Genomic DNA, 13688 nt, shown 5'->3' on the forward strand with positions numbered 1-13688 from the left:
AATGAGCGTTAAGAAAGCGTTAAAGGAATTTTTTTAATATAATATTGTTCTAATTTTGAGTGTTACTAAAAGAATAAATATTGAAACAATGAAAAAAATTATAAGTATTGTACTATTTGCTGCATTAGGTGGTGCTCTTACTTTGGGGGCTTATAAATTATTTATTGAAAAACCACAAATTGTTATAGAAAAAACCATTGAAACGAAACCCGATTCAATGCAAACCGACTATAGGGAATTAAATACCAGTGCCGTTGAAAATACGGATTTTACTGTAGCTGCTGAAAAAACATTAAATGCAGTTGTACACGTAAAGAATACCATGTATAAAACGGTTCGGGATCCATTTGCTGAATTTTTTTACGGTGAAGGTAGCGGTACAAAAAAGTATTCTCAAATAGGAACAGGTAGTGGTGTGGTGATTTCAGCTGATGGTTATATAATAACTAACAATCATGTTATAAAAAATGCCACAGATATTGAAGTTACTTTAAACAATAAAAAAGTTTATAAAGCTGAACTAATAGGAACAGATCCAATAAATGATATTGCATTATTAAAAGTAAATGCAAAAGATTTACATTATATTGTTTTTGGTGACTCTCAAAATTTAAAAGTGGGGGAATGGGTTTTAGCCGTTGGAAACCCATATAATTTAACATCTACTGTAACTGCTGGAATTATAAGTGCCAAAGGAAGAGATTTAGATGGAAACAGTGGAGTAGATTCATTTTTACAAACCGATGCCGCAGTTAATCCTGGAAATAGTGGAGGTGCTTTGGTAAATACCAGAGGGCAATTAGTTGGTATAAATACAGCTATTTCATCTATGACGGGGTCGTTTGTTGGTTATTCATTTGCTGTACCTTCAAATATTGCTAAAAAAGTTGTTGAAGATTTAATGGAGTATGGAAATGTTCAAAAAGCAGTTTTGGGTGTTAGAGGCGGTGAATTAAATAGTAAAGTTGCAGAAAATTTGAATATTGAAAATACAGAAGGGTTTTATATTTCTGAAGTAATTGAAGGATCAGGCTCTCAAAAAGCAGGACTTAGAAAAGATGATATTATTATTAAATTGGATGAGTTAAAAATAGCAACTTATGCTGATTTAACTGGTTTTATCAGAACTAAAAGGCCAAATGATAAAATAAAAGTTACCTTTTTAAGAAACGGTAAAGAAAAAGTGGCTTTGGTTACGCTAATTAAAAATGAAATTAGCATAATATCTTCAATTGGATTAGAATTGAAAAATCTAAATGCTAAGGAGTTAAAAAAATTAAAAATTTCTAATGGAGTAGAAATAACGGCTATTTCAAACGCAGAATTACAAGCTTATAACGTTAAAAAGGGATATGTTATCACTGCAATTAATGATATTAAGATTTACTCTGTAGATGACATAAATGATATTATTTCAAATAAGAAGAGTGATGAAGTTTTACGAATTGAAATGCTGAATTTAAACGGAGAGTTAGAACGATATATATTTAGATAGTTTGATTGATTATTTGTTTAAAAGGTCGTTTAAAATTACTTTAAACGACCTTTTATTTTTTTAAAAAATTAAGTAAATATAATTTGTGTTCTGTCTCCATCACACATTTCATAAAATTCACCTATTGTTATAATATCAGAAACTTCATCTGATAAATCTTCTTTTTTAAGTTTAAACATATCAATTGCTAATTTGCAAGCGTATATTTTACCTCCACCAGCTGTAATCATTTCTAAAAATTCGTCTACTGGTGGCATATCTAGTGCTTCCATTTGTTTACGCATCATACCTGAAACGGCAGATTCTACACCTGGCAGTCCACCAAGCATTGTAGGAAAAGGAAGTCCACCTGGCATACGCATTGCAGGGTTTCCTGTAGTTGCTGTATGTAAATGATTCATTGCTTTTTTTGTAATACCATCTAATCCAAAAAAAGTAAAGAACACGTTAGTTTCAATTCCTTCCATAACTGCACCATTTGCCATCACTAAACTTGCATAAACATCTTCTAAACTTCCTTTGGCACATATTAAGCAAACTTTCTCTAAAGGTTTTTTTTCTGTACTCATTTTTTTAATTTTAAATTATTGTGAATAATATTTGTTAAGGAATTTAAATACAGCTAGTTGGTTTAGGAATTCCTGCAATTTTTGATGAGAATTTTAATGGTCCTTTTGGGAACAATTTGTATAACTCTTTAATATCCACAATACCTGATTTACCAACACCTCTAATCGTTAAAGATTCTTTTGCTTTTGTTTTTTCACGTAAATAGTTTAATACTTCAAAATGCTTTGGTGTTAATTCAATTCCAATTTCACTTGCAATTTCTTTTGCAATTTCTTCATTCCATTGATTCATATCTTCAAGGTATCCATCTTCGGAAACATTTACTGCTACTCCTGCTATTGTTTTTACTGACATAATATTTAGTTATTTTTTAATTTAGTTTATAATTTAGTTTATAATTATTTATTTTTCTGGTTTTATATCAAAAACTTTACCCTTAAAGCTCATATTTCTTGATACAAAAGGAATTGCTATTCCTTTTAATAGCATATTCCAGTAAATCCATCTAAAGGCTAATTTTCCCCAATGATTGAAAACGCTTTCTTTTAATAATTTAAGTGGACCAATTTTTGAAAAAGGAAAAGTACCATGAACTGGTTCAGTTACATAATTAAAATCAATTAGTAAGGCTTTTTTATTTCCAGTTTCAATAAAGCAGTTTGCGTGCCCATCAAACTCTTTTTTTAATGGATAACCATCAATATATAAAAGGATGTTATCTGTTAATGTTTCTGCTTCAAAATGTGCTACTGAACCTGCTTTTGAAGCTGGAACATTAGTTGCATCTCCAATTACAAAAATATTTTCATGTGCTAAAGATTGTAAAGTGTTATGGTCTGTAGGGATAAAATTTAAATCATCACCTAAACCAGATTTTTCTATTACTGCATCACCCATATTTGTTGGAATGGTAACAAGTAAATCAAAAGGAATTCTTCTATCTTCATAATCTACAATTTCTTTTTTATCATTATCTACATGTTCAATTGCAAAATCAGATTCCATGTGAATACCTTTTTCTTTTAAAAGATAAGATAAAGCTGTTGAACAAGTCGGTTTTGTAAAAGCACCTGTAAGTGGTGTAACATAAGAAATTTCAACTTTGTCGCGCATTCCTTTTTCTCTAAAATATGAATCAGCTAAAAAAGCAAATTCTAAAGGAGCTACAGGGCATTTTATTGGCATTTCAGTAATATGAACTACTAATTTTCCACCTTCCCATTCTCTAAGTTTATTTCGTAATGCTAAAGAGCCTTCAAAAGTGTAAAAATCAAATATATCTTTTTTCCAAAGAGGTCCAATTAATCCTTCAGTTTCTTCAGGAGCAATTTTAGATCCTGTAGCTACAATTAGTATATCATAGTATAACGTTTCATCCTCTAATTGCACTTTATTTTCTTCAGGGTAAATTTGTTCAATTTTTTTTTGAATATAATTTACATCTTTAGGAATAAATTTCTTTCCAACTTTTTTTACTTGCTTTTCAGTATAAGTATCAAAAGGTAAAAATAAAAAACCAGGTTGATAATAATGTGTTTTATATTGATCAACAATGGTAATATTCCACTTGTCTTTATATAATTTATGTCTCAGGTGATTTGCCATCATCGTTCCTGCTGTTCCTGCACCTAATATTAGTAAGTTTTTCATTTTAAGTAATTTATTAAATTTATTAATAGCTTTTAGTTTTTTTGTTTTGCTTTTACTATGATGTAAAGTTACTTTAGTTACATTTTTATATTTATGATAAATGTCACTTTACTATGTCACATTAGTTACATCAATAAATTTTTTAAAAAATAATTTGAAGCAATGTTTCTAAGTCCATATTAATAAAATAATGATTATTTTAGCTTTGAAAATAAAGAATATGCCAATAAATATTGAACAAAAAATAAATAAGCTAAGAGAAGAATTAAGAATGCATAATTATAACTATTATGTATTAGATAATGCAACAATTTCTGATTATGAGTTTGATTTGAAACTAAAAGAGTTAGAAAAACTTGAAGCCGAAAATCCACAATTTTTCGATCCAAATTCTCCAACACAAAGAGTAGGAGGAGAAATCACCAAAAATTTTAAAACAGTTGAGCATAAAAACAGAATGTATTCTTTAGATAATTCATATTCAAAAGAGGATTTACAGGATTGGGAAAAACGGATTAAAAAAATATTAGAAACCGAAGACGTAAGTTATACTTGTGAATTAAAATACGATGGAGCGTCTATAAATTTAAGTTATGAAAACGGTGTTTTGGTGAGTGCGGTAACTAGGGGTGATGGTTTTCAGGGCGATGAAGTTACTGCAAATATTAAAACCATTAAATCTATTCCTTTGGTTTTAAAGGAGGCTTTTTTAGAAAATTTTGAAATTAGAGGGGAAATAATTTTGCCTTTTGATGGATTTAATAAAATGAATGAAGAGCGGATTGATATAGGTGAAGAACCCTATAAAAACCCTAGAAATACTGCAAGTGGGAGCTTGAAATTACAAGATAGTTCAGAAGTTGCTAAAAGACCTTTAGATTGTTTGTTATATCATATAGTAGCTAATAAAAATCCAAAAGCAACGCATTTTGAAACTCTTGAGAAAGCTAGAGAACTTGGATTTAAAGTGCCTAATGCAATTGAGGTTTGTAAATCTATGGAAGAAGTTTTTACTTTTATTGAAAACTGGAACACAAAACGATTTGATTTACCTTATGAAACTGATGGAGTAGTTGTAAAAGTTAATTCGTTAGCGCAACAAGATGAGTTAGGTTATACTGCAAAATCTCCAAGATGGGCAATTGCCTATAAGTTTAAAACCGAGCAAGAAAGCACTGTATTAAATGAAATTACCTATCAGGTTGGTAGAACCGGAGCCATAACACCTGTTGCAAATTTAGAACCTGTTCAATTGGCTGGTACCACAGTAAAAAGAGCTTCATTACACAATGCAGATCAAATTGAAAAATTAGATATTAGAGTAGGGGATACTGTTTTTGTTGAGAAAGGTGGAGAAATAATTCCTAAAGTAGTTGGAGTAGATTTAAGTAAAAGACCATCAAATTCTGAACCAACTGTTTATATAACACATTGCCCGGATTGTAATACAGAGTTAGTAAGAAAAGAAGGTGATGCCAAACATTATTGTCCAAACGAATACGGGTGCCCAACTCAAATTACCAGTAGGATTCAGCATTTTATTAGCCGAAAAGCAATGGATATTGACGGTATTGGGGCTGAAACTATTGAGTTATTGTTTAAGGAAGGTTTAGTTCAAAATTACGCAGATTTATACGAATTAAAAGAAGAAGAAATTATTCCATTAGAACGAATGGCAGAAAAATCTGCCCAAAATATGATTGTAGGAATTGAAAAATCCAAAAAAATTCCTTTTGAAAAAGTCCTTTTTGCAATAGGAATTAGATTTGTAGGTGAAACTGTTGCTAAAAAACTGGCAAATCATTATAAAAATATAGATGCATTAAAACAGGCAACTTTTGAAGATCTGGTTAATGTTGATGAGATTGGTGAGAAAATTGCTAAAAGTGTACTTAGTTTTTTTAAAATTGATTTAAATAATCAATTGGTAGAAAGATTAAAAGAATATGGATTGCAATTAGAACTATCTGAAGAATCGCAAGAGGGTAAAACAGAAATTCTTAATGGAAAAATATTTGTAGTATCTGGCGTATTCAAAATTTTTAATAGAAACGACCTAAAAAAATCAATTGAAGATAATGGAGGTAAAGTAGCGAGTTCAATTTCTAAAAAAACCAATTTTATTATTGCCGGAGATAATATGGGACCAAGCAAACTTGCTAAAGCTGAAAGCTTAGAGATACCAATAATTACCGAGACGGATTATATTAAAATGTTGAATTAAATATGATCAATTATAATTCTATTTCTTCTAATTTTAATTTTTCCTTCGTTTTCGAGTAATTTAAGTAGTCTGGAAACAACAACTCTGGAAGTGTTTATATCATTAGCAATTTCCTGGTGGGTTATAATTAAAGTATTATTTTTCATAACTTTAACTTTTTCTACAAGGTATTTATGTAATCTATCGTCTAATTTTGTGAATGCAAGGCTATCAATAGATTCTACCATTTCAATTAAGCGCAAATGGTAACTATCAATAATAAAATGCCTCCAAGATTCATATTTAACTAACCAGTTATCCACAAACTCTACTGGAATAAATATACCTTCAGTTTCTCTTTCTGTAACCCCTCTAAATATACTTTTAGTTTTATGTATACAGTTAACAAATGAAATGGCACAAGTATCACCTTTTTCTAAAAAATAAAGCGCAATTTCTTCACCATTATTGTCTTCTCTAATTATTTTAACAGCTCCATGTAAAATAAGTGGGATATGTGACATTTTATCGCCAATATCAATTAGAATATCACCACTATCAATAGTTCTAAACATTCCTATTTTAATAATTTCATTGATTAATTCTTCTTCAAAGATAGACGCATAATGGTCATTTAATTTTTCTCTTAAAAAGTCTTTATCATTTGTCATAATTAGCAATGTTTTGATTTTGTATACAAATATAAAATATATCTATAAAAAAACTCCTGATTTTTATCAGGAGTTTAATAATTCAAATAATAGTAACTGCTTTAAAACTTAACTTGCAGTTGCATCAAAAGTGCGTCATTATCCACACTTAATCCAGTTTCAATTTTATTTTGATAATTAACTTGTAATCTTGTGTTTTTATTTATAAAATAATTTGCTCCAATAGTCATCATTTCTTGATATCCAATTTTTTTAATGTCTAAATCCTGGTCAAAATATTCATATTTAAATACAGGTTGAAATTTTTCATTTACATCATAAGTTGCCATAAAATAAGCACCTTCTCTTTTTTCACCTAATTCTAATGGAACGGATCCACATCCACCTTCAGCAGCTCTATTATAGTCACCTTCATCATAAATATATTCTCCTTGAACTTTAAATCCTCCATAATTTAGTACTATTTCACCACCATAAGTAGTTCTGTCCTTATCATTATTGTTTGGATAGCCATATCTAAAGCTACCACCAAGTGTCATAAAATCAAATAATTTATAAGAAGCTCTACCAATAATGTCTTTTTTAGTGTTATTGTCTTTATAAGAATTTGAATCACCACGTAGCCCAAATCCATTCATAATGGCAACTGAATATCTGAATTTAGTTTTACTGGATCCTCCCAATAGCATTAAACCATAATCTCTTTGGGGTGCAACTAATTGATCAGAAACTATCGCTCTGTCTATAGTTGTTAAACTATGACAAGCTGTTGCAACCTCTAATCCAAATGGTTGTTTAAATGATCCTAAAGAAATTTTAGCCCATTCGTTTTTGTCGTAGGTCACAAATGCATCTAGTAAATAAGCATCTCCACCACTCATAAATGCACTAGTTTCCATTACAAAGTAATAAGAGAAAGAACGATTTACTCTTCCACGAACACCGAATCGAGCTCTTTTGAAATTAAAAGTATTTTCGCCTGGATCTGTAAAGTAGGTGTTATACTGTGGTTGTATGTAACCAAAAATTGTCATACTACTTGTTGAAGGAACTCCAGAAACAGCTCCTGTAGGGGCAGCATCATCTTCACATCCTTGGGCGAATGAAGTATTAAAATTTAATGCAAATATTAATGCAAATAGGATAATTATTTTTGTTCTCATATTATAAATTTTTGAAAAGCCCTAAAAAGATTACTTATTGGATTTTAAAACACTTTTATGAACTAATAAGTTGTTTTAAATTTTTCAGGGCTTTTGTTTTATTAAATGGTTTTAATTATTGAGCTAATGGTAAATCTTTTGGATTGCTATCTCCTCCCCATTGGTTTGAAGCCCAAGCTGTATTAGTATTGTATAAGCCATTCATACCATAAGTTAAACTGTAAGCGTCATACCCTAATACGTTTAAACATGCAGTTACAACTGCAGAAGTTTGACCTGTATAGCAGTATGTTACAACTTTCGCATTTGAAGCAGGGTCTAAACCTTTGTAACTATTGTCAGCCAATTTTAAAGGAAGAATTCTGTAAGAACCGTCGACATGTCCAAAGCTTGAGTAATCTGTTGCATTAAAATAGTTGTTAATAAAATAGTTATTTGGGTTGTTTAATACATCTGTTCCACTTGCAGTTTTAAATCCTGTAGCTACAGCTTTTTCAACTTGGTTTTTAAATATTGTTGCTCCATCTGTAGATAAAGTAGAAAATACTGGGTCTGCAAATGTTAAATTTGTAGGTGCACTTTCTGTAGTCCAATTTGCATGTCCTTTTGCTTCTTCAGCTCCAATCTTTGCATTCCAACCACTGGCTAAAGCAGAATTCCAACCAGACATACCCCATTTTAAAGCTTTTGTATGTGAATATCCATACATACGCATTAATGCTGTAGCATAACAAGCAGTTTGCCCTGAATAGCACACCATTAATACAGGTTTTGCAGCTGCAGCACCTTCAGTTAAAATATTAGAAAAAGAAATATTTTTTGCACCTTCTATATGTCCAGCTGCAAAAGCTTCAGCACTTCTAATATCTAAAATGGTATATTTTGCAATATAAGCAGGCACATCTTCTGCAGTTGCTGGTGGTCCAACTACAAATTTTTCACCATCTGTATTTGTAATTATTTTATCAATATCTAAATTGTTATTAATAACATAATCTTTCATTAATGTAAAAGCTGGTGTTGCATCTACACCTGTATCATCACCTTTATCACAAGATGTTAAGAACAATGTTGGTACTAAAAATAGAGCGATTAATAAATACGATATTTTTTTCATAATTTGTTTGTTTTTATTTATATAGTTTGGATTTGTTTATTCAACTACTGGATAATTTTGTATTTCAACTGGTGAAAACCCTTCCCAACCTTTTTCGGTTAAAAGTGTATTCATATAACTATTAGAACCATATCCTAAATTTGCAACGTCATAACCCAATACATTTAGATAAGCTACTGTATATGCAGCAGATTGACCTGTTAAACAGTTAACTAATACTTTTTTGTTTGTTGGTAAAGTATATAGATTTGATGTAGTAGTTAATGAAGTTCTAGGTTGGTAATTTATAGCTCCTTTTATATGGCCTAAGTTGTATTTTTCTTCGTCCATATAGTTTACAATATAATAGTCAGATGGATTTGTAAACGCATCCTCAGCTTTTACAATAAATTCCTTATAAGGTTTTGCAAAAGCTTCTTTAATGCGTTCTGTTAAGATTTCTTTTCCATTAATCTTCCCTGTTAATATAGTTGGAGTTTCACCTTTTTCAGCTATTGGGTTAGAGATAGTTTCTAATTGATCTGTAAAATTATTTGTTGAATTTTTAACCCAAATATTAGTTGCAAATTCATCTCCCCATGAACTCATACCCCATTTTAGGCTGTAAGCATTGTTGTAGCCAGACAATCTTAATAAACTGGCATAATATGCAGCAGATTGTCCAGAATAACAAACAACAGTTATTTTATCAAATGTTGCTGGATCAATTTCATTTTCGAAATAATTTAATAATTCTGGACCTTTTACGTTTTTAGCATTTTTAATATGTCCATAGTCAAACCAACTTTCACTTCTAATATCTAGAACTAAGTATTTGTTGTTTTTTACATTTTCTTTAATTTCAGAAGCAGTAATAATAGCAGGAGCTAACTCACTGTTTATAAAGTTTCCATTTTCTTCTAAATATTGAACTAATAATTCAAATTCTGAAGGATAAGTTTCAATTTTTTGTTCATTTTTTTTAAAGCTGCTTAATATTGTAACAGCTATAAAAAGTATAACTAAATAGGGTGCGAATTTTTTCATTCTTTAAATAAATTTAAATTAATATTTGGTTACAATTGTTGCGTTAATTTGCCATAATTGTTACATCAAAATTACTTACGAAAACGTATTAGTTTTATGACTTTTATCATTAAATTCTAATATATATTTGTTCTCTTTAGATACTTAAGTTACACATTTAAATAATTGTAAATCAATTATTTACGTGTTTATTTTATAAATAAAAAAACATATTTTTTCTGGAAGGTAATATTTTAGAAAAAGAATGTGATTTTTTATAAATAATTGTTGATTTTTTAAAGGGGAAAACTCTTATTTTGTAAAAAAACGCAAAAAAAAGCTGCCTTTTTTAATATAAAAAAGCAGCTTTAACTAAAAATAATTATAACTAACTAACAACCACCTTCAACAGGTAGTTTTTTCTTCTTTTTAATAGGAATAATTTTTTTTGGAGTTTTTACAACTTCCGGTTTTGGTTTAGCTTTAATTGAAGCCTTTTTTATTGATTCTTGTATAAACCCATTTATATCATATTTAGATTTTTCAATCTCAACATCTTTTGAAATTACCTTATTTTTAGAATACGTAATTTCTGCTGTTAGGATTTTTATATTTTTATAACCTAATTGATATAAAAGCATATAAGGAGCAATTACTTCATTTGGTGTATTACCATATAAAATTACTGAATTATTGTTCTTCTTAAGTTCATCAAAAAATTTAGAATTTGTATCATTTAGAATCTCAGGAGCATAAATATTAACGGCATTTTCTAAGTGACCTTTTTCAAAATCAAACTGACTTCTAACATCTATAAGAACAACATTAGTATCCTTTAATTCAGTTAAATTTGTAAAATAATTTTCTGTTGTTATCTTCTCTAGAGTACTTTTAGTGTTTTCACTATATAGGTGTTTAGGCCGTTTGTATGCTAAAAGTGCAATAAGTATTACTAATATAAATAACACTGAGGCTATTGATATTCTTTTAGTTTTTTCTAGTTCTTTCATTTTATAAAATTTATAACAATTGTACAATTAGCATCCACCTTCAACAGGTAACTTCTTTTTCTTTTTAATAGGCACAACCTTTCTAGGAGTTACTTTTTTAACTACTACAGGTTTCTTTTTAACTTGTTCTGGATAAGCAACCCCAAAAAACATACTTGCCGCTTTTCTATTAGAATATAATTGAAAGTCTATAGAAGCCATATTTTCATTGGGTTTTGCAGGATTTATAATAGTATTAAACCAGTTGTTTATACCGCCTTTTAACACATGTAAATTTTTATATCCTAATCTATTACATAAAACCCAAGCTTGATCGGCATATAAATTATCGTTTGAAAGGAATACGACATCAAACTGGCTTTGGTTTATATATCCTTCAAAATCTTCTTTTAAAAGATTTTTTAAAGGAATATTTATGGCATTTGGTAAACTATATTTTTTGAAATTTTCTTCATCACGCACATCAATCAATAAAAATGAAGGATCTTGATTTATAATTTTATGTGCCAATTCATCTGAAGTTATATATCTTTCTGGACTAATAACATTGCTTAAAAGTTCTTCAGGATTTATACCTTCATGTTTTTCATATTTTGGAAGTAATACTAATCCAGCTGCTAAGAGTACCAATATTGCTGCTAATATTGTATATCTAAATTTTAATACTTTTGCTAATTTTCTATTAACCATGTTGCTTTATCTTATAATTAATAAAATATTTTTTTCTGTTTTTTTCTAATTATATCTGCAATAACAAATACTACAATTGCTATAATTGTAAAAATGAATACAAACCAATAGCGATTTACACCAAATGAATCCATTAAAGTAATATTTCCTAAAAAGGATCCATCATATATTGGCTGAAAAATGAAATATAATTCGGAAAAAATAAATATCCCAATCATAATACCAATTACATAAATTATTGCATCTATTTTACCAATAGCAACGGCGCATAAACTTGTTCCAGGGCAAAAACCACCTGCAACAAATCCAACTCCCATTATAGCTCCACCAATAATAGCTCCCCACAAATAAGTTGGGTGTACATATAATTGACTAATATCTACATAGCCTAAATAATCCATATATAAAATACCGATTAATGAAACTAAAGCTGCTGTAAAAAATACTTTTAATACTGCAAAGTCGTATCCGTAAAATACACCTGCTAATTTTCTCGAGGATGAAAATCCTGATGCTTCTAAAACAAATCCAAAAGCAATACCAATTAGTATGGCGATAATACTATTCCATTCGTAAGGAATTACACCATTAGGAATTAAAGGTCCCATATATTTTTATTTTTTTTAAGTTAAATCCAATTTTTTCTAAAGAAATACGCTACTAAAAATCCGGTGCCAAAAATGGCAAACATCGTAATAAAACCACCTGTTGAAAGTACAGCCATTCCACTAAGTGCTGCACCACTTGTGCAACCACGTGCAATTTGCGCACCTAAACCAAATAAAATACCTCCACCTAGTGCAAATACCAATCTGCGTTTTCTTGTTATTTTTGGTGAATGTTGGGTTCTCCAACCAATTCTTCCAGATAATCCACCAGAAAGAAAAGCTCCAATTAGAACACCTATTGCTTCAAAAACTAACCAAGTATTTAAAGGTGAATCATCTTCACTAATAAATTTACTATAATATGCATTTTTTTCGGCGTGTGAAGGAGTAACAGTATCCACAAGCGCAACAACTCCACTTTTCATAGCACCACTTGCTCCCAAGCCTCTTCCAGTCATATAAAATGTAAATAATATTATTATTCCAAGTAGAAACCCTCCAAAATAAGGATTCCAATACATATGACTATTTTTTTGTGTATCTATTTTCATTTTGTTCATTTTAATATAGGTATCGAGTTATTTGCCCTGCTTCAACCATTACAAACCTAAGTACTAATCCACCTATTAATATAAGTATCGCTGGAATTGCAACAGGGATTTTATAGCCAACAATTTCGGTTAGTTCTAAAGTTGCAGGAACAATTAATCCTAGAATTATTACAAAGCCAAAAAACATTACAGTAAATTCTCCACCAACTAATAATTGCATTGCTTCTAATTGAACTTCAGATCCAGCTGCCATTCCCATTAACATATGGACTATTAATCCTAATTCTATAACTACTAATGCTAAATCTATTTTACTAAATAAATGTCTTTCTTTTTTGCTTTTAGCTAATAAAATAATTAATGCTGCTCCCGTTGAAAGTCCTGATACTAAAAATAACGGACCTAATATTGCATTATTCCAAAGAGGTCTTGCATTAAAAGCAGATAATAAAATTCCAGTATAAATTCCTAAAATAACTGACAATGGAATTAAAACATATGCCATATATATTCTATTCTTTGTTAGAATTTTTTCAAACGTATTTAAAAATTCGAATTTTAATTTCCATTTCGGAAATAATTCTGAATAATAACTCATCACCCATAGAAAAGAAATAGGAGTAATTATTAATAATACCCAAGCTCCCCAACTCATTGGAGATTCAATCCTAATTGTTGTATACAATCTCCAAAAGTATAGCTTATGTGTTAAGTCATAAAATAACGCTAATAAACCTAACGTTAATGCTATTGGAGATACTATGGCTGCAAATTTTACAGTTGTTGGATATTCTTTGTCTTTACCTAAAACTGTAATTAAACCTGCAAAAAATAACAAACCTGCGGCTAAACCTCCTAAAAATAAATATACTGATATTGGCCAGTGCCATATTTCTAGTGAAGGATCTATATGTGGTAAGTTTCTTCCACTTGTAAATAATTCTTCTTGCATAAT

General features: G+C 29.5%; 14 protein-coding genes. 2 read left to right on the plus strand and 12 right to left on the minus strand.

The annotated features are described in order from the left end of the window. Positions 1–88: 88 nt before the first annotated feature. Positions 89–1495 carry a trypsin-like peptidase domain-containing protein gene (locus tag CHB63_RS00355; RefSeq protein ID WP_089376456.1) on the plus strand — a complete coding sequence of 469 codons (1407 nt, stop codon included), beginning with the start codon at positions 89–91 and terminating at the stop codon, positions 1493–1495. 68 nt (positions 1496–1563) lie between these two features. On the opposite strand, the gene CHB63_RS00360 is transcribed toward CHB63_RS00355, so the two are convergent. From CHB63_RS00360 to sqr, 3 genes are read right to left on the minus strand one after another with little or no spacing between them, the layout of a single operon-like run. Further along, entirely contained in the window at positions 1564–2064 is a 501-nt protein-coding gene (locus CHB63_RS00360) for a DsrE/DsrF/DrsH-like family protein (protein WP_089376457.1), read from the minus strand. A 43-nt stretch (positions 2065–2107) separates the two neighbouring features. Beyond that, positions 2108–2419: a TusE/DsrC/DsvC family sulfur relay protein gene (locus tag CHB63_RS00365; protein WP_089376458.1), complete on the minus strand. Its 312-nt coding sequence runs from the start codon at positions 2417–2419 to the stop codon at positions 2108–2110. 48 nt (positions 2420–2467) lie between these two features. Next, positions 2468–3715 carry a type III sulfide quinone reductase, selenoprotein subtype gene (gene sqr / locus CHB63_RS00370; protein ID WP_089376459.1) on the minus strand — a complete coding sequence of 416 codons (1248 nt, stop codon included), beginning with the start codon at positions 3713–3715 and terminating at the stop codon, positions 2468–2470. Between the two features lie 190 nt (positions 3716–3905). Here sqr and ligA point away from each other — a divergent pair, with 190 nt between their 5' ends. Further along, positions 3906–5939 (plus strand): NAD-dependent DNA ligase LigA, encoded by a 2034-nt coding sequence (gene ligA, locus CHB63_RS00375; protein ID WP_394335307.1) that lies wholly within the window; start codon positions 3906–3908, stop codon positions 5937–5939. Here the strand turns inward: ligA and CHB63_RS00380 are convergent. From CHB63_RS00380 to nrfD, 9 genes are all read right to left on the minus strand, one after another. Beyond that, positions 5936–6589 (minus strand): Crp/Fnr family transcriptional regulator, encoded by a 654-nt coding sequence (locus CHB63_RS00380; protein ID WP_089376460.1) that lies wholly within the window; start codon positions 6587–6589, stop codon positions 5936–5938. The two genes, ligA and CHB63_RS00380, sit on opposite strands and share 4 nt — an antisense overlap. 101 nt (positions 6590–6690) lie before the next feature. Further along, positions 6691–7752: a porin gene (locus CHB63_RS00385; RefSeq protein ID WP_089376461.1), complete on the minus strand. Its 1062-nt coding sequence runs from the start codon at positions 7750–7752 to the stop codon at positions 6691–6693. 115 nt (positions 7753–7867) lie between these two features. Then, on the minus strand, positions 7868–8869 hold the full coding sequence (locus CHB63_RS00390) for a rhodanese-like domain-containing protein (protein WP_089376462.1): 1002 nt from the start codon (positions 8867–8869) through the stop codon (positions 7868–7870). Between the two features lie 36 nt (positions 8870–8905). After that, the gene (locus CHB63_RS00395; RefSeq protein ID WP_089376463.1) at positions 8906–9895 is read right to left on the minus strand and encodes a rhodanese-like domain-containing protein; all 990 of its coding nucleotides are present in this window, start codon (positions 9893–9895) and stop codon (positions 8906–8908) included. Between the two features lie 371 nt (positions 9896–10266). Next, complete coding sequence (locus CHB63_RS00400) at positions 10267–10884, minus strand: rhodanese-like domain-containing protein (protein ID WP_089376464.1); 618 nt, start codon at positions 10882–10884, stop codon at positions 10267–10269. A gap of 27 nt (positions 10885–10911) precedes the next feature. Next, positions 10912–11574, minus strand: coding sequence for a rhodanese-like domain-containing protein (locus CHB63_RS00405; protein ID WP_089376465.1), 663 nt, complete (start codon positions 11572–11574; stop codon positions 10912–10914). Between the two features lie 17 nt (positions 11575–11591). Next, on the minus strand, positions 11592–12182 hold the full coding sequence (locus CHB63_RS00410) for a YeeE/YedE thiosulfate transporter family protein (protein WP_089376466.1): 591 nt from the start codon (positions 12180–12182) through the stop codon (positions 11592–11594). Between the two features lie 20 nt (positions 12183–12202). Beyond that, entirely contained in the window at positions 12203–12733 is a 531-nt protein-coding gene (locus tag CHB63_RS00415; protein WP_089377533.1) for a YeeE/YedE thiosulfate transporter family protein, read from the minus strand. A gap of 10 nt (positions 12734–12743) precedes the next feature. Next, positions 12744–13685 (minus strand): NrfD/PsrC family molybdoenzyme membrane anchor subunit, encoded by a 942-nt coding sequence (gene nrfD, locus CHB63_RS00420; protein WP_089376467.1) that lies wholly within the window; start codon positions 13683–13685, stop codon positions 12744–12746. Positions 13686–13688 lie beyond the last annotated feature (3 nt).

Source organism: Lutibacter flavus (assembly GCF_900188355.1).
GTDB lineage: Bacteria > Bacteroidota > Bacteroidia > Flavobacteriales > Flavobacteriaceae > Lutibacter > Lutibacter flavus.

What these genes read in the sequence shown, in the direction of transcription:
- CHB63_RS00385 (WP_089376461.1), bottom strand. Translation starts at nt 7,752, where the DNA reads ATGAGAACAAAAATAATTATCCTATTTGCATTAATATTTGCATTAAAT.
- CHB63_RS00380 (WP_089376460.1), bottom strand. Translation starts at nt 6,589, where the DNA reads ATGACAAATGATAAAGACTTTTTAAGAGAAAAATTAAATGACCATTAT.
- CHB63_RS00415 (WP_089377533.1), bottom strand. Translation starts at nt 12,733, where the DNA reads ATGAAAATAGATACACAAAAAAATAGTCATATGTATTGGAATCCTTAT.
- nrfD (WP_089376467.1), bottom strand. Translation starts at nt 13,685, where the DNA reads ATGCAAGAAGAATTATTTACAAGTGGAAGAAACTTACCACATATAGAT.
- CHB63_RS00400 (WP_089376464.1), bottom strand. Translation starts at nt 10,884, where the DNA reads ATGAAAGAACTAGAAAAAACTAAAAGAATATCAATAGCCTCAGTGTTA.
- CHB63_RS00355 (WP_089376456.1), top strand. Translation starts at nt 89, where the DNA reads ATGAAAAAAATTATAAGTATTGTACTATTTGCTGCATTAGGTGGTGCT.
- sqr (WP_089376459.1), bottom strand. Translation starts at nt 3,715, where the DNA reads ATGAAAAACTTACTAATATTAGGTGCAGGAACAGCAGGAACGATGATG.
- CHB63_RS00390 (WP_089376462.1), bottom strand. Translation starts at nt 8,869, where the DNA reads ATGAAAAAAATATCGTATTTATTAATCGCTCTATTTTTAGTACCAACA.
- CHB63_RS00365 (WP_089376458.1), bottom strand. Translation starts at nt 2,419, where the DNA reads ATGTCAGTAAAAACAATAGCAGGAGTAGCAGTAAATGTTTCCGAAGAT.
- CHB63_RS00410 (WP_089376466.1), bottom strand. Translation starts at nt 12,182, where the DNA reads ATGGGACCTTTAATTCCTAATGGTGTAATTCCTTACGAATGGAATAGT.
- CHB63_RS00395 (WP_089376463.1), bottom strand. Translation starts at nt 9,895, where the DNA reads ATGAAAAAATTCGCACCCTATTTAGTTATACTTTTTATAGCTGTTACA.
- CHB63_RS00405 (WP_089376465.1), bottom strand. Translation starts at nt 11,574, where the DNA reads ATGGTTAATAGAAAATTAGCAAAAGTATTAAAATTTAGATATACAATA.
- CHB63_RS00360 (WP_089376457.1), bottom strand. Translation starts at nt 2,064, where the DNA reads ATGAGTACAGAAAAAAAACCTTTAGAGAAAGTTTGCTTAATATGTGCC.
- ligA (WP_394335307.1), top strand. Translation starts at nt 3,906, where the DNA reads ATGATTATTTTAGCTTTGAAAATAAAGAATATGCCAATAAATATTGAA.